14 protein-coding genes are annotated in these 17421 nt (G+C 71.5%); 9 read left to right on the forward strand and 5 right to left on the reverse strand.

Annotated elements, in window-relative coordinates; genetic code table 11:
- Positions 1 to 31: 31 nt before the first annotated feature.
- Positions 32 to 316, reverse strand: coding sequence for an aggregation-promoting factor C-terminal-like domain-containing protein (locus FHX40_RS25730; RefSeq protein ID WP_373286892.1), 285 nt, complete (start codon positions 314 to 316; stop codon positions 32 to 34).
- A gap of 4 nt (positions 317 to 320) precedes the next feature.
- On the opposite strand from FHX40_RS25730, the gene FHX40_RS25735 reads away from it, so the two are divergent.
- The gene (locus tag FHX40_RS25735) at positions 321 to 710 is read left to right on the forward strand and encodes a hypothetical protein (RefSeq protein ID WP_229788760.1); all 390 of its coding nucleotides are present in this window, start codon (positions 321 to 323) and stop codon (positions 708 to 710) included.
- A gap of 73 nt (positions 711 to 783) precedes the next feature.
- Positions 784 to 1257 carry a glutathione peroxidase gene (locus FHX40_RS07280; protein ID WP_373286893.1) on the forward strand — a complete coding sequence of 158 codons (474 nt, stop codon included), beginning with the start codon at positions 784 to 786 and terminating at the stop codon, positions 1255 to 1257.
- 94 nt (positions 1258 to 1351) lie between these two features.
- On the opposite strand, the gene FHX40_RS07285 is transcribed toward FHX40_RS07280, so the two are convergent.
- Complete coding sequence (locus FHX40_RS07285; RefSeq protein WP_306465700.1) at positions 1352 to 2353, reverse strand: LacI family DNA-binding transcriptional regulator; 1002 nt, start codon at positions 2351 to 2353, stop codon at positions 1352 to 1354.
- A 204-nt stretch (positions 2354 to 2557) separates the two neighbouring features.
- On the opposite strand from FHX40_RS07285, the gene FHX40_RS07290 reads away from it, so the two are divergent.
- Positions 2558 to 3775 carry an ABC transporter ATP-binding protein gene (locus tag FHX40_RS07290; protein ID WP_142258903.1) on the forward strand — a complete coding sequence of 406 codons (1218 nt, stop codon included), beginning with the start codon at positions 2558 to 2560 and terminating at the stop codon, positions 3773 to 3775.
- Between the two features lie 15 nt (positions 3776 to 3790).
- Here FHX40_RS07290 and FHX40_RS07295 read toward each other — a convergent pair whose 3' ends face one another.
- Entirely contained in the window at positions 3791 to 4543 is a 753-nt protein-coding gene (locus FHX40_RS07295; RefSeq protein WP_142258904.1) for an SDR family NAD(P)-dependent oxidoreductase, read from the reverse strand.
- Between the two features lie 388 nt (positions 4544 to 4931).
- On the opposite strand from FHX40_RS07295, the gene FHX40_RS07300 reads away from it, so the two are divergent.
- The 3 genes from FHX40_RS07300 to FHX40_RS07310 all read left to right on the forward strand — a co-directional run bounded on the left by FHX40_RS07300 (position 4932) and on the right by FHX40_RS07310 (position 9271).
- A complete protein-coding gene (locus FHX40_RS07300; protein WP_142258905.1) occupies positions 4932 to 5306 on the forward strand; it encodes a carboxymuconolactone decarboxylase family protein in 375 nt (124 codons plus the stop codon).
- A gap of 302 nt (positions 5307 to 5608) precedes the next feature.
- Complete coding sequence (locus FHX40_RS07305; RefSeq protein ID WP_142258906.1) at positions 5609 to 6238, forward strand: hypothetical protein; 630 nt, start codon at positions 5609 to 5611, stop codon at positions 6236 to 6238.
- A gap of 9 nt (positions 6239 to 6247) precedes the next feature.
- Positions 6248 to 9271 (forward strand): AAA family ATPase, encoded by a 3024-nt coding sequence (locus tag FHX40_RS07310; protein ID WP_142258907.1) that lies wholly within the window; start codon positions 6248 to 6250, stop codon positions 9269 to 9271.
- A 96-nt stretch (positions 9272 to 9367) separates the two neighbouring features.
- On the opposite strand, the gene FHX40_RS07315 is transcribed toward FHX40_RS07310, so the two are convergent.
- On the reverse strand, positions 9368 to 10909 hold the full coding sequence (locus tag FHX40_RS07315; RefSeq protein WP_170198748.1) for an aldehyde dehydrogenase family protein: 1542 nt from the start codon (positions 10907 to 10909) through the stop codon (positions 9368 to 9370).
- 189 nt (positions 10910 to 11098) lie between these two features.
- On the opposite strand from FHX40_RS07315, the gene FHX40_RS07320 reads away from it, so the two are divergent.
- The 3 genes from FHX40_RS07320 (at position 11099) to FHX40_RS07330 (ending at position 15793) form a co-directional block, all read left to right on the forward strand.
- The gene (locus tag FHX40_RS07320) at positions 11099 to 12535 is read left to right on the forward strand and encodes an MFS transporter (RefSeq protein WP_229788677.1); all 1437 of its coding nucleotides are present in this window, start codon (positions 11099 to 11101) and stop codon (positions 12533 to 12535) included.
- 586 nt (positions 12536 to 13121) lie between these two features.
- Positions 13122 to 14600 (forward strand): endo-1,4-beta-xylanase, encoded by a 1479-nt coding sequence (locus FHX40_RS07325; protein WP_142258910.1) that lies wholly within the window; start codon positions 13122 to 13124, stop codon positions 14598 to 14600.
- Positions 14601 to 14752: 152 nt separating this feature from the next.
- Entirely contained in the window at positions 14753 to 15793 is a 1041-nt protein-coding gene (locus tag FHX40_RS07330) for an enolase C-terminal domain-like protein (RefSeq protein WP_142258911.1), read from the forward strand.
- A 5-nt stretch (positions 15794 to 15798) separates the two neighbouring features.
- Here FHX40_RS07330 and FHX40_RS07335 read toward each other — a convergent pair whose 3' ends face one another.
- Complete coding sequence (locus FHX40_RS07335; RefSeq protein WP_142258912.1) at positions 15799 to 17340, reverse strand: LCP family protein; 1542 nt, start codon at positions 17338 to 17340, stop codon at positions 15799 to 15801.
- Positions 17341 to 17421: the final 81 nt, after the last annotated feature.

Raw genomic sequence — 17421 nt, forward strand, 5'->3', positions numbered from 1 at the left:
CGGGAAAAATTGCCGTGCCATGGGGTTTGGATCAGTACCAGCCGCGTGACCTGGCATGAATCCACGCGGCGCACGGCGTGCCGTACCGCGACTTGATGTAGTGAAGGCCCCATTTGATCTGAGTTTTCGGATTTGTCCGCCAGTCGTTTCCGGCGGACGCCATCTTCCCGGCCGGAAGGGCCTGCGGGATGCCGTACGCGCCCGAACGGGGGTTGCGCGCGAGGTGGTTCCAGCCGCTCTCGCGCTCCCACAGCCTGCTCAGACAGGCGAACTGGGCGGCGGCCCAGCCGCGGGCGCGCGCCAGGGGGCGGGCGATCGCCTTGTTCCGCGCCTTCCTGCTCGGCGCCTTTCGCGCCTTCGTCGTCGGCGCCTTTCGCGCGGCCGTGGAAACGGCGGCGGAGGACGTCGTCGCCGCGACGAGCGCCGGCCGGACGGCGGCCGTCGCGGGCGCGGCCGCGGCGGCCGTGGTCGCGGTTCCGCCCACGAGGGCGGTGGCGGCGAGCGTCGCGCCGATGGTGCGATGCGTCGGCATAGGCATGTCCCTTTCAGGGGTGAAACATGGCAACGCCGACACATTGCCGCACTCGTCATTTATTCAGATTTTTTCTGCCCTTCTGGTGAAGATCATCCGGTTGTTCGCGCCCTCCGCCGATGTCTGTCTACCAGGACCGTTCTCCGGTGCCAGTGAGGATCGCCACATTTCAGCATGAAAATGCCGATCTATACCTTTTGGTGATATCGCCGGCGGGGCAGGGTTATGCTCGTCCCGTGACTCTGCTCAACGTGCCCGTGCGTACCCTCAGGCAGGAGGAGACGACGCTCGGGGAGATCCTCGCGGGCCGCGCCGCCCTCGTCGTCAACGTCGCCTCACGCTGCGGCCTCACCCCCCAGTACGAGGGACTGGTACGGCTGCACCGCCGCTACGCCGAGCGCGGGTTCACCGTGGTCGGCGTGCCCTGCAACCAGTTCCTGGGGCAGGAGCCCGGCACCGCCGAGGAGATCCTGGAGTTCTGCTCCACCACCTACGGCGTGGACTTCCCGCTGCTGGAGAAGACCGACGTCAACGGCGAGAACCGGCACCCGCTCTACCGGGAGCTGACCGCCTTCCCCGACGCGGACGGCAATGCCGGCGACGTGCAGTGGAACTTCGAGAAGTTCCTGCTCGACGCCGAGGGCCGGGTGGTGGCGCGGTTCCGCCCCCGGGTCGAGCCGGAGGACCCCGCCGTCATCGAGGCGATCGAGAAGGTCCTCGGCTGATCCGGCATCCATGTCCGGTACGGCCGGTCCGCCGGACCGGGCGCACCGCGCACCGGCCCGGCGGCCGACCTCCGCGTCACGGCGCGGGCGCCGGTCACCCGCCCGGCCGGGTCCGCCGCCGGGGCGCGCAGCTCGCCCGCACGATGAGCTCGGTGGGCAGCGTCACCACCCGGGGCTCCCGCGCCCGCCGCCCCTCGCGCAGCACGAGCTCGGCCGCGCGGTAGCCCATGTCCCGCGCCGGCTCGGCGATCACCGTGAGCGGCGGGGAGCACAGCTCGGCCCACGGCACGTCGTCGAACATGATCAGCGAGACGTCACGGGGGATGCGCAGGTCGAGCTCGCGCGCGGCGAGCACCGCCGCCTCGCCGAGCAGGTTGCCCCCGGCGAGCAGCGCGGTGAGGTCCGGGCGGTGCTGGAACAGGCCCGCCGCCGCCGCGTACGCCGAGTCGCGGCTCGCCCGGGCGTAGGCGACGAGGTCCTCGTCGGCCGTGACGCCGAGCGCGGCCAGCGTGTCGAGGAACGTCCGCACCCGGCGGCGGTCGCCGTACCGGGCGAGGAACGCGATGCGCCGGTGCCCGAGCCCGGCCAGGTACTCCAGCGCGGTGCGCATGCCGGTGCGGTCGTCGGCGAGCACGGCCGGGACCGCGGGCTCGTCCGGCCCGCGCCGCCCGGCGAACACCACGGTGAGCCCCGCCCGGATCGCCGGGGCCCAGCTCTCCCCGTCGCCCGCGGGCACCGCGATCACCCGTTCCACGCTCTGCTCGACCAGCGCCCCGATCCGGTCGGCCTCGCGTTCGGGGTCGTCCCCGGTCACCCCGATGATCACCGGCTCGCCCGCCTCCCGGGCCCCCGCCATGACGCCGTCGGCGAGCCGTGCGTAGAACAGGTCGGTGATGTCCGGGACGAGCAGGCCGATGCCGCCCGAGCGCTGGCGACGCAGGTTCCGGCCGAGCGCGCTCGGCCGGTAGTCGAGCGCCGCCACCGCCGCCAGCACCCGTTCCCGGGTCTCCGGGCTCGCTGACCCGGTGCCCGACAACACCCGGGAGACCGTGGCCACCCCCACGCCCGCGGCCTCGGCGACATCCCTGATCGTCACCCTACGGGGACTGTTCGTGCTCATGATGGAATCGATTCCATCACAGTTCCACGGGCCTGACCAGGCCCGCCCCCGTGAAAGACCATGAAAATAAGGAACTTCTTGACACTGTCGGTGCGTGTCGTGTGTGATGATGAAAACGTATCCATATCCGTAACCAGGTGCGGCCGCCGTCCCGGCCAGACCTGAGCGCGAAGGACTGTCATGGCATCGATTGTTCTAAGGCACGTCGACAAGGTGTACGGCGGCGGCGTGAAGGCCGTGAACGATCTCAACCTTGAGATCAAGGACGGCGAGTTCATGGTGCTGGTCGGCCCGTCGGGATGCGGTAAGTCGACCGCGCTGCGGATGATCGCCGGTCTGGAGGACATCACCTCCGGTGAGATCCTCATCGGCGACCGGGTGGTCAACCACCTGCCGCCGAAGGACCGGGACATCGCGATGGTGTTCCAGAACTACGCGCTGTACCCGCACATGACCGTCGAGGAGAACCTCGCGTTCGGCCTGAAGCTCCGCAAGATGCCGAAGGCCGAGATCCAGAAGCGGGTGCAGGAGGCCGCCAAGATGCTCGGCCTCGAGCAGTACCTCAAGCGCAAGCCGGCCGCGCTCTCCGGTGGTCAGCGGCAGCGCGTCGCGATGGGCCGTGCGATCGTCCGCGAGCCCCAGGCCTTCCTCATGGACGAGCCGCTGTCCAACCTCGACGCCAAGCTGCGCGTGTCGATGCGCGCCTCGCTCAACACGCTGCACGAGCGGCTCGGCGTCACCACCGTCTACGTCACGCACGACCAGGTCGAGGCGATGACCCTCGGCGACCGGGTCTGCGTGCTGCGGGACGGTGTGCTGCAGCAGGTCGACACGCCGCAGAACCTGTTCGACAACCCGGTGAACCTGTTCGTCGCCGGCTTCATGGGCTCGCCGTCGATGAACTTCACCCGGGCCGAGCTGGTCCGCGGGGACGGCGGCGCGTACGTCGCGTTCGCCGGCTACCGGCTGCCGGTGCCGGACTCCACGTTCGCCGAGAAGCCCGGCCTCGACCGCTACCTCGGCCGCAAGATCATCCTCGGTATCCGCCCGTCGGACTTCGAGGACGTGAGCGCGGCCCACGACCACGCCGGGTGGGCGCGGATGCCGGTGCGCGCGGAGGTCACCGAGGAGCTGGGCAGCGAGATCAACGTGCTGTTCTTCATCGACGCGCCGCCGCTGGAGCACCGCGACACCGCCGCCGCGCAGGAGACCAGCGACGACGAGGACGGCGCGCTGCCGCTCGCGGGCGACAAGTCGCTGTGGACCGCGCGGGTCAACTCGCGCAGCCACGTGCGCCCCGGCCAGCAGGTCGAGCTCGTCGTCGACACGCACAACATGCACTTCTTCGACATCGACACCGGCCTGGCGATCGGCCACGAGCTCAACATCGGGCGCTGAGCTCGCGGCCAACGCTCACAGGCCGACCTTCTCGGCGATCCGGCCGAGGAGATTGGGCGGGGTCAGCCTGCCGACGGCGGCGATCAGCTTGTAACGCCGCGCCGGCACGCTGACCCGCAGCCCGCGGGCGAAGTCGCGCATCGCCTCGGCCACCACCCGGTCGGCGTCCAGCCACAGGAAGCCGGGGATGCCGCCGGGGTCGATGCCGGCCCGCTGGTGCAGCTCGGTGCGGGTGAACCCGGGACACAGGGCCATCACCCGCACCCCCTTGTCCGCCACCTCGCCCGCGGCCGACTGGCTGAACTGCACCAGCCACGCCTTGCTCGCGCCGTACGTGCTGCCGCTGGGGAAGTACGCGGCGACCGAGGCGACGTTGATCACCCCGCCGCGCCCCTTGGCGACCATGCCGGGCAGCGCGGCGGAGGTGAGCCGGAGCACCGCCTCGCAGTGCAGCTTGAGCATGCGGAGCTCGTCCTCGATCGGCACCTTCAGGTACGACCGGCGGTGGGCGAAGCCCGCGTTGTTCACCAGCAGGTCCACCCCGGCCCGCAGCCGCTCGGCCACGGCCTCGATGCCGTCGTCGGTGGTGAGGTCGGCGGGGAGCGTCTCCACCTCGACCCCGTACCGCTTGCGGAGATGTTCGGCGGTCGCGCGCAGCCGCTCCTCGTCACGGCCGTTGAGGATGAGGGTGAGGCCGTCGCCGGCGAGCCTGCGCGCGAAGGCCGCGCCCAGTCCGGAAGTCGCTCCGGTGATCAGTGCGGTAGGCATGGATCAAGCCTAGGGCCGCCCCGGCCCCTCCCCGCAGGGGACACGTGGCGGCCGGCGGGGGAGGGGGACGGCCCGCGCGCCGCGCCCGTCCGCCGGTCGTTCATCCGCCCGCCCACGTGCCCCGATTCCGCCCGGCCGGCCTCGTAGAGGCACTCGAGCGCGCGCACCGCGCCGCCCCGCGGACGCGCCTCCGGGACGTTCGTTACATCCATATGAACGCCGCATTGCGCGCGCATTCACCGGCGCGCCGTCTCGTCAACGTTCGCGACCTCTTTGCCACGGAGCCTTTTCCTGGCGCGGGAAGTACCCAAAGATAGGTTTCGGGGGACCAGCCGGATATCCGGGCCCGCCCACCCTCACCGGTCGGCCCGACACAGTGGAGTGGCTCATGAGCGAGAGCCTGGACGAGCAACTCGCCCATCACGCCCGGGGTATGCGCACCGTCGGCCAGGCGCACGGCCGGGAGCGTCCCGCCGCCCGCGACTTCCTCGCCAGAACCGTGGAGGACCTGTTCGCCGAGGTGTGGTCCCGCGACGTGCTCAGCGACCGCGACCGCCGGCTGCTGCTGCTCGGCCTGCTGGTGGGGCAGGGGCTCGACGACCAGGTGGCCGTCCAGCTCGACGTGTCGATGCGGACCGGTGTGCTCACCCCCGAGGAACTGCGCGAGATCGTCGTGTTCCTCACCCACTACGCGGGCTGGGCCCGCGGGGCGCGGCTCAACGACCAGGTCGAGGACCTGATTGAACGTTTCATGGACGGCTGATCGGGGGCGCATTTGGCCGCGGACGTCGCCGGGCGGGTCCGCCGCGGGGACCTCGGCCCGCACCGCCGGGAATCCGGCCGGGAACGGTCCCGGGCACACCGCCGCCGAATGCCGGTACGGCCTGCCCGTGCTTCCCCCTTCGGATCACAGGACGGTACAAGAAAACGCCAAGATTTGGGAAAATTTCCGTAGTGCGTTTCGGTACACCGGGGAGAGATACTCGAAAAACGGGCACAACCCCCCGACAACCGCAAAGCGGAGGTAAGGCCCCAATGAAGAGAGCGCGGGCGAGACCCGGAGCGGTGGTCGCGCTTGCCGCCGCCGCGGGTGTGCTCGCCGGATGCGCGGGCCCCGAGTTCACCTACGTGCGGGACAGCAGCGGCAAGGCGTACTTCAAGGTGCCCGCCGAGTGGCAGAAGGTCGACCAGAAGGCCCTCGACCGGCTGCTGCTCGGGGATCCGGACTCCGAGCAGACGCAGGCGATCAAGGACCTCATCTGGACCGTCGCCTACGACGCCGGCCGGACCCCGTCGATCGACCACCTCACCGGCACCAACGGGCCTCCGGACGAGCCGTTCGCGCTCGCCATCGTCCAGACCCTCACCCCGGCGCAGCGCCAGCAGGCCTCGCTCAACTACCTGCGCAACGTGCTCATCCCGGTGGTCGGGGAGGACGGCCCCGCGAACGGCGTCGAGATCATCAAGGACGAGGAGCTGCCGCAGCCGGGCGGGGCGAAGGGCGTGCGAACCGTCTTCACGATGACCGTCGGCCCGGGGCAGAGCCAGACCCTCAACAAGACGGTGTACCTGTCCGGCGACGGCAACACGATGTCGATGCTGCTGATCCAGTGCTCGACCGACTGTTACAAGGCCCGCTCCAAGCAGATCGACCTCGTCGCGCAATCCTTCCGAATCAAGCCGGACGCCCCGTAAGGAGTTCCGTTGAGCAATCCACCACCCCAGCCGGAAGGGCTGCGGGCGCCCGGTACCGGCCCGGGCGACCCGGAGCGGGTGACGCGCAAGCGGCTGTCCCCGTGGGACCGGATCAAGTTCCTCCTCGGGCTCTCCGTCGCCTACCTGATCCTCGTCTGGAACCACCTGGTCACCTTCGAGGGCATCACCACCTTCCCCGAGTCCCTGGTGGCGACGGCCGCCGACCGGTGGGGCATGGTGATCTTCACCCTGATCGGGCTGGAGGTCCTGCGCCAGATCCACTTCCTCATCAGCGAGCGGTCGGCGGGCTACCACCTTTTCTGGACGAAGAAGGTCTTCGGCGGGTTCGAGCGCTGGTCCCACCGGCGGTTCAGCGACTGGACGCGGTTCCGCATCGCGCGGGTCATCAAGGTGTTCTTCTGGATCGCGGTCATCGCCATGGTGCTCGCGGCCGTGCTCGACACCAACCCGCTCACCGCGCTGTTCACCGCCCCGGCGCTGCTCTGGCAGGTGCTGCCGTACGGCCTGCAGCTCGCCTTCGCGTTCTTCTTCATCATCTTCCAGTTCGTCGGCCTGTTCTGGTTCCTGTCCCGGGGCGGGATCGACACCTACTACCCGGACGACATCAAGACCCGGTTCTCCGACGTGTGGGGCCAGGACCACGTCGTCGAGCGGGTGAAGGAGAACATCGTCTTCCTGGAGAAGCCGGACGAGATCGAGGAGAAGGGCGGCTACGTGCCGAGCGGCCTGCTGCTGTGGGGCCCGCCCGGCACCGGTAAGACGCTCATGGCCGAGGCGGTCGCCGGCGAGACCGGTAAGCCGTACGTGTTCGTCGACCCCGGCGCCTTCATCAACATGTTCATGGGCGTCGGCATCCTCAAGGTCAAGTCGCTCTTCCGCAAGCTGCGCAAGCTCGCCCTGCGGTACGGCGGCGTGATCGTCTTCTTCGACGAGGCCGACTCGCTCGGCAGCCGCGGGGCCCTCGCCCAGCAGGGCCCGCCGGGCATCGGGACCGGCATGATGCCGCAGGCGTTCGCCACCAGCGGCTGCAACGGCTTCGGCTACCTCTCCCCGCACGTGCAGTGGGAGCTCTCCCGGGCCGCGCTCTCCTCCCACGACGACGCCCCGCAGGTCCGGCGCAACCGGTTCTTCGTGGGCGGCATGGGCGGCGGCAACGCCGGCACCCTGCAGGCCCTGCTCACCGAGCTGTCCGGCCTGAAGAAGCCGCGCGGCTTCATCAACCGGTACGTGCGCCGCCTGCTCGGCATGCGGCCCAAGCCGCCGCCGAAGTACCGGATCCTCGTCATGATGGCGACGAACATGCCGAACGCCCTCGACGAGGCGCTGCTGCGGCCGGGCCGTATCGACCGCATCTACAAGGTCGGCTACCCGTCCAAGGAGGGCCGGGTCCGCACCTACCAGGGCTACTTCGCCAAGGTCAAGCACGAGCTCACCGACGAGCAGATCGACAAGCTCGCCACGATCACCCCGTACTACTCGGGCGCCAAGATCAAGGACCTGGTGAACGAGGCCCTGATCATGGCGATCCGGGACGGCCGCGAGGTGATCACGTGGCAGGACGTGATGAAGGCCAAGCACCTCAAGAGCCTCGGCCCGCCGGAGGGCGTCGAGTACGTCGAGCGGGAGCGGCACGCCACCGCGGTGCACGAGGCCTGCCACGCGGTCATGGCCTACCGGGTGCGGCACCACCTCGAGATCGACATCGCGACGATCGAGAAGGGCGCCGGCTACCTCGGCATGGTGTCGAGCATCCCGGTGGAGGACCAGTTCACCGAGTGGCGGTCGACGTACGAGGCCGACATCCTCGTCTCGCTCGCGTCGCTCGCCGGGGAGCGCATGTTCTTCGGCAACGACAACTCCTCGGGCGTCTCCGGTGACCTCGACTCGGCGACCACGGTCGCCGCGCTCATGGAGACCCACTGGGGCATGGGCTCGGGCATCTCCTCGCTGCCCGCGCTGCAGCGCCTGCAGATCATGCCCGGCAAGCCCGATCCGCGGCGGCGGCGGGACGCCCAGGACAAGGGCGGCAAGGAGGCGATCGCCGACGGCCTCGGCGAGCGCATCGAGCGCACGCTCTCCCGCCTGCTGGAGAAGGCCGAGCAGATCCTCCGGGAGAACCGAACCGAGGTGCTCGCGGTCGCGCACGCGCTGGAGCGGCACAAGACGCTCAGCGGCGACGACGTGGCCGCGGTGATCGAGGGCCGGCAGGGCACGATCCTCGACGGCTCGGTCTACAAGGACCCGGCGTTCATGGCCGAGATCGAGGAGTACCACGAGGCGGCGCTGCGCGCCCACCAGCAGCCGGGCACGCCGATGCTGCCGCTGCCGGAGCCGCCGCTGCGGGCGCCCCGCATGGCGCCGCCGAAGATCGTGGAGGGCGTGATCGCGGACGGCGCCTCCGCGGGCGGCACGTCCGCTTCCGGGCGCACCGCGGCGCCCGTGATCGCCCCGCCCCCGCCGCCGAGCACCGCCCCGGTACCGGTGGTGTTCAAGCCGCCGCCGCTGCCGGACCGGCCCGGCGACGGCCAGGCGCAGGCGAACGGGCGGCCGGACTTCGTGCCGTGGAGCGAGGACGGGCCGCCGCCTCCGCCCCCGCCGCCGTACCCCTCGGCGGAGGCCAAGCCGCGGCGCCGGTCGGGCCGGGGCGTGTGGGTGGTGCTCGCCGCGGTCGTCGCGCTCGTCGCGTTCACCCTGCTCGGCGCTGCGCTGATCAGCGGCGGGGCCGGGGCGATCGGGACCGGCGGGGCCACCGACGGCCCGGCGACGGCGGGACCGGACGGGTTCTCCACCGGCCTGCTGATCATCCTGCTCATCGGGGTGCTCGCGGTCATCGCCGGCGTCGTGCTCGCGTACCTGCTCATCCGCAACCAGCAGGCCGCGCGGGCGCGGGCCGAGGAGTCCCGGGACCGGGCCGCGGAGCGGGCCCAGCTGCTCGCCGCGGCGATGGACCCGGAGGTCGCGATGCGCCTGCTCGGGTACGACGGCCGGCGGCCGCCGGACGGCCGTACCTGACCTGACGGGACGACGACGCCGGGCCCCCGGCGACGGGGCCCGGCGTCGTCCGTTCCGCGGCCGGTACGGCGAGCCGGAGAGACCGGCCGCGACGGGTCAGAGCCGGAAGCCGAGGTCGGGCACGATCTCGGCCACGTCCATCTGGGCCTTCTGCAGCCGCCCCGAGTAGTCCCAGTTCATCGCCTGCCAGCGGGTGAACTGGTCGAGCACCCACATGCCGGACTGGCGGCTGCCGTTGCCGGAGCGGCCGTTGCCGCCGAACGGCAGGTGCGCCTCGGCGCCGGAGGTGGAGTTGTTCACGCTCACCATGCCCGCGCCGACGCCCTCGCGGAACCGGAACGCGGCGCGCGGGTCGGTGGTGTAGATCGAGGAGGACAGCCCGTACCCGGGCAGGTTGGCCAGCTCGATCGCCTCCTCGAGGGTGCGGAACGTGGTCACCCCCACGATCGGGCCGAAGGTCTCCTCGGTGAACAGGCGGTCCACGGGCCGTACCCCGTCCACGATCACCGGGTGGTAGTAGAGGCCGTTCTCGCCGGTGAAGCCGCCGCGCGGGTTGTCGGCGGTGATCCGGCCGATCGGCGAGGTGACCACGGTGTGGTGCGGCTGGATCCAGGTGAGGTACTCCTCGAACCGCTCGGCGAACCGGCGGTCGAGCAGCGGGCCGTACAGCACCTTGTCCCGCGGGTCGCCGATCTTCGCCTCCGCCACCGCGGCGGCGAACCGGCGTACGAACTCGTCGTGCACGTCGGTGTGCACGATCGCGGTGCCGAGCGAGGTGCAGCGCTGCCCGGCGGTGCCGAACCCGGAGAACAGCGCGCCCTCGACGGCGAGGTCGAGGTCGGCGTCCGGCATGATCACCATCGGGTTCTTGCCGCCGAGCTCGAGGCACGGCGACTGCAGGTGCCGCCCGCACAGCTCGCCGATGCGCCGGCCGACCTCGCTGGAGCCGGTGAAGCCGACCTTGTGCACCGTGCCCTCGGCGAGCGCCCGGTCGAGGCCGGCGTAGGTCTGCTCGCCGTCGGCGAAGACGATGTTGAGCACGCCGTCGGGCAGCCCGGCCGCGGCGAACAGCCGGTAGAGGGCGTGCGCCGACGCGGCGGCGTACTCGGCGGGCTTCCACACCACGGCGTTGCCGCACAGCAGCGCGGGCACCAGGTACCACGACGGCACCGCGACCGGGAAGTTGCCCGCGGTGATCACGGCGGCGACCCCGACCGGCACCCGGAACGTGAACAGCTGCTTGTCCGGCATCTCCGAGGGCACGGTCTGGCCGTACAGGCGGCGGCCCTCGCCGAGGAAGAAGTCGCAGGTGTCGATGATCTCGCGGACCTCGCCGAGCGCCTCGGCGTACGGCTTGCCGATCTCCCGGGTGACCAGCGCGGCGAGCGTGGCGGCGTTCTCCTCCACCAGCCGCCCGATGGAGGCGATCACCCGGCCGCGGACCGGCGCGGGCACCCGCGCCCACTCGCGCTGCGCCTCGGCCGCGCTGCGGCAGGCGGCGGCGAACGTGGCGGCGTCGGCGAGCCGTACCTCGGCCACCGCCTCGTCGAGGCGGGCCGGGTTCACCGACGTGTACGGCGTGCCGGCCGCCTCGGCGTCCTTGCCGCCGATGACGGAAACGATCTGACGGGACACCATCAACCTCCGGGATTATTGGACGACCGGCGCAATCTTTGCGATTCTCCGTACCCTGCGCCGGAAATTCTATTGGCGCCCACCCGGACGGTGAAGTGCCCGGATGAGGCGGCCGGACACCTCGGCGGGCTTGCCCGAGGCCGACCGAAACGGTGGATGCACGATCGACCCGATGACCGTAATGTCCGTACTGTGGGTACAGCGCTGACCGGGCGGGCGAAGGGGGCGTTCGCGCCACGGTACCGGACCGTCTCCATCGGGATGGTCGTGCTCACCGTGCTCATGGCCTACGAGTACCTGGCGGTGGCGACCGCCATGCCGGTGGTGGCCCGGGCGTTACACGGCGAGGAGCTCTACGCGCTCGCGTTCAGCGGCTCGCTCGCCGCGGGCGTGGTCGCGATGGTCGGCGGGGGACGGTGGAACGACGCCACCGGGCCGCAGGCGCCGATCTGGACCGGCGTGGTCTCGTTCATGATCGGCCTCGCCGTGTCCGGGATGGCGCCGAGCATGGAGGCGTTCATCGCCGGGCGGCTGCTGCAGGGGTTCGGCGGCGGCCTGTTCTCGGTCTCGCTGTACGTGCTCGTCGGCCGGGTGTACCCGAGCGCGCTGCACCCGAAGGTGTTCTCGCTGCTCGCCGCCGCCTGGGTGGTGCCCTCCATGGTCGGCCCCGCGATCACCGGCCTGCTCGTGGACGGGCCGGGATGGCGCTGGGTCTTCCTCGGCGTGCCCGCGGTGACCGCGCCCGCGGCCCTGCTGCTGTGGCGCGGCCTGCGCCGGGTGCGCGAGGCCGAGGAAGCCGCCGAAAACGCCGCCGAGGAGCCCGCTGACGCCGGGACGCGTCCCGGGGAGAGCGGGGTGGCCGCCGGGTCGGTGTGGGGCAAGCTCGGCTGGGCCGGGGCCGCGGCGGCCGGCGCCGCGCTGCTGCAGTACGGCGGCGGCCTGCTGCAGCAGGACGACGGGCGGCAGGCCGGGCTCGGCGCGCTGCTCGCCGCCGCCGGGCTCGCCGTGCTCGGGGTGGCCCTCCCGCCGCTGCTGCCCGCGGGCACCCTGCGGGCAGCCCGCGGCCTGCCCACGGTGATCGCGCTGCGCGGCCTCGCCGCCGGCGCCTTCTACGCGGCCGAGGTGCTCGTGCCGCTCATGCTCAACGTCCACCGCGGCCTGCCGGTCTGGCAGGCCGGGCTCGCGCTCACCGGCAGCGCCATGGCCTGGTCGTTCGGCTCCTGGCTGCAGGGGCGGCGGACGTGGAACCGGCGGGTCATCCTGCGCCTCGGCACCGCGCTCATCGGCGTCGGCACCGCCCTGGTGGCGCTCTCCCTGCTCCCGGCGGTGCCGGTGGTCGTCTGCTTCGCCGCCTGGGCGGTGAGCGGGTTCGGCATCGGCATGGTGTACCCCACGCTCTCGGTGCTCGTGCTCGAGCTGTCCCCGCCGCAGGAGCGGGGCGCGAACAGCTCCGCCCTCCAGGTCGGCGAGTCGGTGTTCTCGGTGGTCACGGTCGCGGTCACCGGCGCCCTGCTCACCGCCCTGGGCCGCGGCGAGGCCGCGTACGTGGCCTGTTTCGGGCTCGTGGTGCTGATCACGCTCGCCGGTACCGCGATCGCCGGCCGTTACGCGGTCCGCGGCCCGGAATGACCCGGGTGGTGAACCGTCACGCCCGCCTTGCCGTATTTCGGTTGTGCCGGGCGCGGGAGTGTTTCGAAAGTTTTCTGTCCCGTCACATAGCCGTAACCTGCCGCGACCTGCTGTTTTGATCTTGGTGCGAAAATTTTCTGCCAACGATTGACAAGTTTCGGGCACTCCTCGCGCTCGCTCTATGCATGGCCCGCCGATCGCGCGGCGGTATGCCGGCCGGCGGGCGTAATCCGATGCCATTCCGATGCCATTCCGATGCCATTCGGGGGTGTGCGCCTGCGGGCGCGGCGTCGATCCCGCGGGGACTCCCGCGGTTTCCCCCTCCGTGTCCCCTAATGGGCGCTCAGGCATGGGCGTGAACGCCCAACCGCTCCGATCTTGTGAGCGAAACTTTTCGGCAGGCTATTGACAAGTTTCGTGAATGTTTCCCACACTTGCTCTGCAGACGGCCCCGCCGATCATGGGTGCACCGGTCGGCGGGACCGTGCTCCGACGCCATTCGGGGGTGTGCGCCTGCGGGCGCGGCGTCGATCCCGCGGGGACTCCCGCGGTTCCCTTTCCGTGTCCCTCTAATGGAGGCTCAGGCATGGGCGTGAACGCCTTCCCCAGACCCGGAGCTCGGCGGTTCACCGGCGGGCTGTACCGGGCCCTGGCCGCGGCCACGGTGAGCGTGGTCGGCGTGGTCACGGCCCTGACGGTGACCCAGCCCGCCAGCGCCGCGGCGAGCACGCTCGCCGAGGGTGCCGCGCAGCACAACCGGTACTTCGGCGTGGCCATCGCCGCGAACAGGCTCAACGACTCGGTCTACACCAACATCGCGAACCGCGAGTTCAACTCGGTGACGGCCGAGAACGAGATGAAGATCGACGCCACCGAGCCGCAGCAGGGGCGGTTCGACTTCACCCAGGCCGACCGGATCTACAACTGGGCGCGCCAGAACGGCAAGCAGGTCCGCGGCCACACCCTGGCCTGGCACTCGCAGCAGCCGCAGTGGATGCAGAACCTCAGCGGCCAGGCGCTGCGCCAGGCGATGATCAACCACATCCAGGGGGTCATGTCCTACTACCGGGGCAAGATCCCGATCTGGGACGTGGTGAACGAGGCGTTCGAGGACGGCAACTCCGGCCGCCGGCGCGACTCCAACCTCCAGCGCACCGGTAACGACTGGATCGAGGTCGCGTTCCGCACCGCCCGCCAGGCGGACCCCTCGGCCAAGCTCTGCTACAACGACTACAACATCGAGAACTGGAACGCGGCCAAGACCCAGGCGGTCTACAACATGGTGCGGGACTTCAAGTCCCGCGGCGTGCCCATCGACTGCGTGGGCTTCCAGTCGCACTTCAACAGCGGTAACCCGTACAACCCGAACTTCCGCACCACCCTGCAGCAGTTCGCGGCCCTCGGCGTGGACGTCGAGGTCACCGAGCTGGACATCGAGAACGCCCCGGCCCAGACCTACGCCAGCGTGATCCGGGACTGCCTGGCCGTGGACCGCTGCACCGGCATCACCGTCTGGGGTGTCCGCGACAGCGACTCCTGGCGCTCGTACCAGAACCCGCTGCTGTTCGACAACAACGGCAACAAGAAGCAGGCCTACTACGCGGTGCTCGACGCCCTGAACGAGGGCTCCGACGACGGTGGCGGCCCGTCCAACCCGCCGGTCTCGCCGCCGCCGGGTGGCGGTTCCGGGCAGATCCGGGGCGTGGCCTCCAACCGGTGCATCGACGTGCCGAACGGCAACACCGCCGACGGCACCCAGGTCCAGCTGTACGACTGCCACAGCGGTTCCAACCAGCAGTGGACCTACACCTCGTCCGGTGAGTTCCGCATCTTCGGCAACAAGTGCCTGGACGCGGGCGGCTCCAGCAACGGTGCGGTGGTCCAGATCTACAGCTGCTGGGGCGGCGCCAACCAGAAGTGGGAGCTCCGGGCCGACGGCACCATCGTGGGCGTGCAGTCCGGGCTGTGCCTCGACGCGGTGGGTGGCGGCACCGGCAACGGCACGCGGCTGCAGCTCTACTCCTGCTGGGGCGGCAACAACCAGAAGTGGTCCTACAACGCCTGATCCCCGGCTGATCGACCCTAGTTGAGGCCGCCTCCGGTACGGCACCGCCGTACCGGAGGCGGTCCCTTGTTCGTCCAGGACGGAAGGACCGGTCTGAGCAGGCGCGGCGATCGGGCACCATGGTGGGAGGCACGAAAGCGGGAGGGGGTCGCATGCCGCGAGTCCGGGAAGTGGAGGTGTTCCACCTGACGCTGCCCTACGGGCGGCGTCCGGAGAGCATCCTCGTCCGGCTCACCGACCACGGCGGCATGACCGGCTGGGGCGAGATGGTGCACCCCTCCCCGCGGCACGACGGCGCCGAGCACGGGCACGAGCTGCGCAAGACGTGGGCCGCACTGGAGGAGACGCTCGCGCCCACCCTGCTCGGCGTGGACTGGGAGCACCCGGACGAGCTCGGCGTGCTCCCCGGCGGCCCGGCGGTCGACATGGCCTGCTGGGATTTGTGGGGCCGGCTCAACGGCGTGCCGCTCGCGCACGCGCTCGGCGGCAGCCGTACCTCGCTGATCGCCACCGCCCGGCTCGCCGCCGACCGGTCCACCGAGGCGGTGATCGCCCGGGTGAACCGGCAGGTGTGCGCCGGGTACGCCCACATCACCCTCGACATCCACCCCGGCTGGGACGTCGAGCCGGTGCGCGCGGTGCGCAAGGCCTACCCCGGGCTCGTGATCACCGTCGACGGCCGGGGCGCCTACCGGGACGTGGAGCAGCTCGTCGCGCTCGACGCCTACGGCGTGGCCACGATCGAGCGGCCGTTCGCCGAGCTCGCCCCGCACGTCGAGCTGCAGGAGCGGGTGTCCGCGCTGGTCGCGTTCGAGGCGCACTCGGTGGACGAGCTCGCCGCGGCGATCGAGGCGAAGGCCGGGCGGGCGCTGCTGCTGCGGCCGTCCCGGTTCGGCTCGCTCCGCGAGGTACGGCGGGCGCACGACCTGGCCGTCGAGGCGGGCTGGCAGATCGCGGCCGCGGGCGGCAGCGGCACCGGGCTCGCCCGCGCGGCGACCGTGGCCGTGGGCAGCCTCCCCGGCTGCACCCTCCCCGCCTACGTGGCCGAGCCGCCGCGCAGCGCCCAGATCGTCAAGCCGCCGGTCGGGCCGTCCGGCGGCGTGGTCGCGGTCCCGCTCACCCAGCCGGGGCTCGGCCACCTGGTGGACGAGGACCGGGTGCGCCGCCTCGCCACCGACTCGTTCAGGCTGTAGCCCGGTCAGCGCCGGTCCGCGCCGGCCGTACCGGGGGAGCCGCAGCCCGCGCCGAGCGCGGTCGGCCGCGCCCGGTCCGCGTCGTCCGGGGCCGTGTTCCGGTCCGTCTTCCCGCCGGAGTTCTTGCCGGAGGCCTGCGGGGGACGGCTCGCCGCGGGGGAGGCGTCCCGCACCGAGTCGGCGATCGCCTTCCGGGTGAGCCTGCGGATCTTGTCCCAGTCCGGGTAGCCGGTGTGGATCAGCGGCGGCACGAACTGCAGTCCGGTGACCCTGGCGTCCTTCACCTTCGCCGCGACCGGGACGAGGTGCTTCAGCATCGGCCGGGGGATGTCGGTGCGGAACATGCCCCTGGTCGCCTCGGCGAGCTGGGTGAACCGGGCGAGCACGGTCGCCGGGTCGGCCTGCTCCAGCAGGGCGTTGAGCACGCAGCGTTGCCGCCGCATCCGGGTGAAGTCGTCGCTGTTGGTCCGCGAGCGCGCGTACCACATCGCGTCGGCGCCCTTGAGCCGCCGGGTGCCCGCCTTGACCAGGCCCTCGTTGTACTTGCCGAAGACCACGTCCTGCTCGACGGTGAGGGTGAGCCCGCCGATCGCGTCGATGATCCGGGCGAACCCCCAGATGTTGACGAGCACGTACCAGTCGACCTTGAGGCCGAGGGTGTGGCCGACCGCGTCCTTGAGCGCCTCCGGGCCCATGCCGGTGCGCCCGCCGAAGATCTCCGGGTGCCGGTCGGCGTACTCCCACACCGCGAACAGCAGGTCCTCGCGCGACCCGTCCGGGTTCGGCGGCAGCCGGAAGCCGTCGGGGAACCGCCGGTGCATCGGGCTGCCGGGCGGGAAGCGCACGTTCTCCAGGTTGCGCGGCAGGCCGAACACGACCGTGTTGCCGGTGCGCAGGTCGACGCTCGCCAGGTTGATGCTGTCGGTGCGCACGCCCTGGCGGTTCTCCTGCCAGTCGCCGCCGAGCAGCAGGATGTTGATGCGGTCACGGCCCGCCCACGGGTCCTCCGGCGCGGCCTGCGAGGCCGCCGTGGGGGTGTCGAACACGTCGGCGATCGCCCGGCGCGACACGTCCGCGTACCGGGCCGCCAGGGTGAACGGCACGGCCGTGGCGACCGACAGCGCGCCCGCCACCACGCCGGTGACGATCTGGCCGCCCGCCCGCAGCTCGCCCGGGCGCAGCACCACGTACGAGTGCACGATCAGCGCGAACCACGCCAGCGCGATCACGATCGCGGCGATCGAGATCGTGCCCAGCCACTCCAGCGCCCGGCCCAGCAGATCGGCGTCCGCGGTCAGCGCCACCGCGACGGCGCCCGCGACGAGCACGGCGTAGACGCCGAGCAGCGCGAACCCGGTCCGCCGCCATCCCGCGCGCAGGTGCGCGGCGCCCGGGAGCACGGCGGACAGCGCCGTCCACCCGATCACGGCGAGGGCCCGGCGCGCCGAGGCGCGCCCGCGCGGCGGCGGCGCGGCCCGGGACGGCGTGCCGGCGGATGCGGTTCGGTTGCGGGAGGTGTCCTCGGCCGGGGGCGATCCGGCGCCCATGGCGGTGGGCTTCGTGGGATCCGCCCCGTTCCCCGGCGGTGTGCTGCGTGTCGACACTCCTCTTCCCCTCTGGTCGAAGGG

The organism is Thermopolyspora flexuosa (genome assembly GCF_006716785.1).
GTDB lineage: Bacteria > Actinomycetota > Actinomycetes > Streptosporangiales > Streptosporangiaceae > Thermopolyspora > Thermopolyspora flexuosa.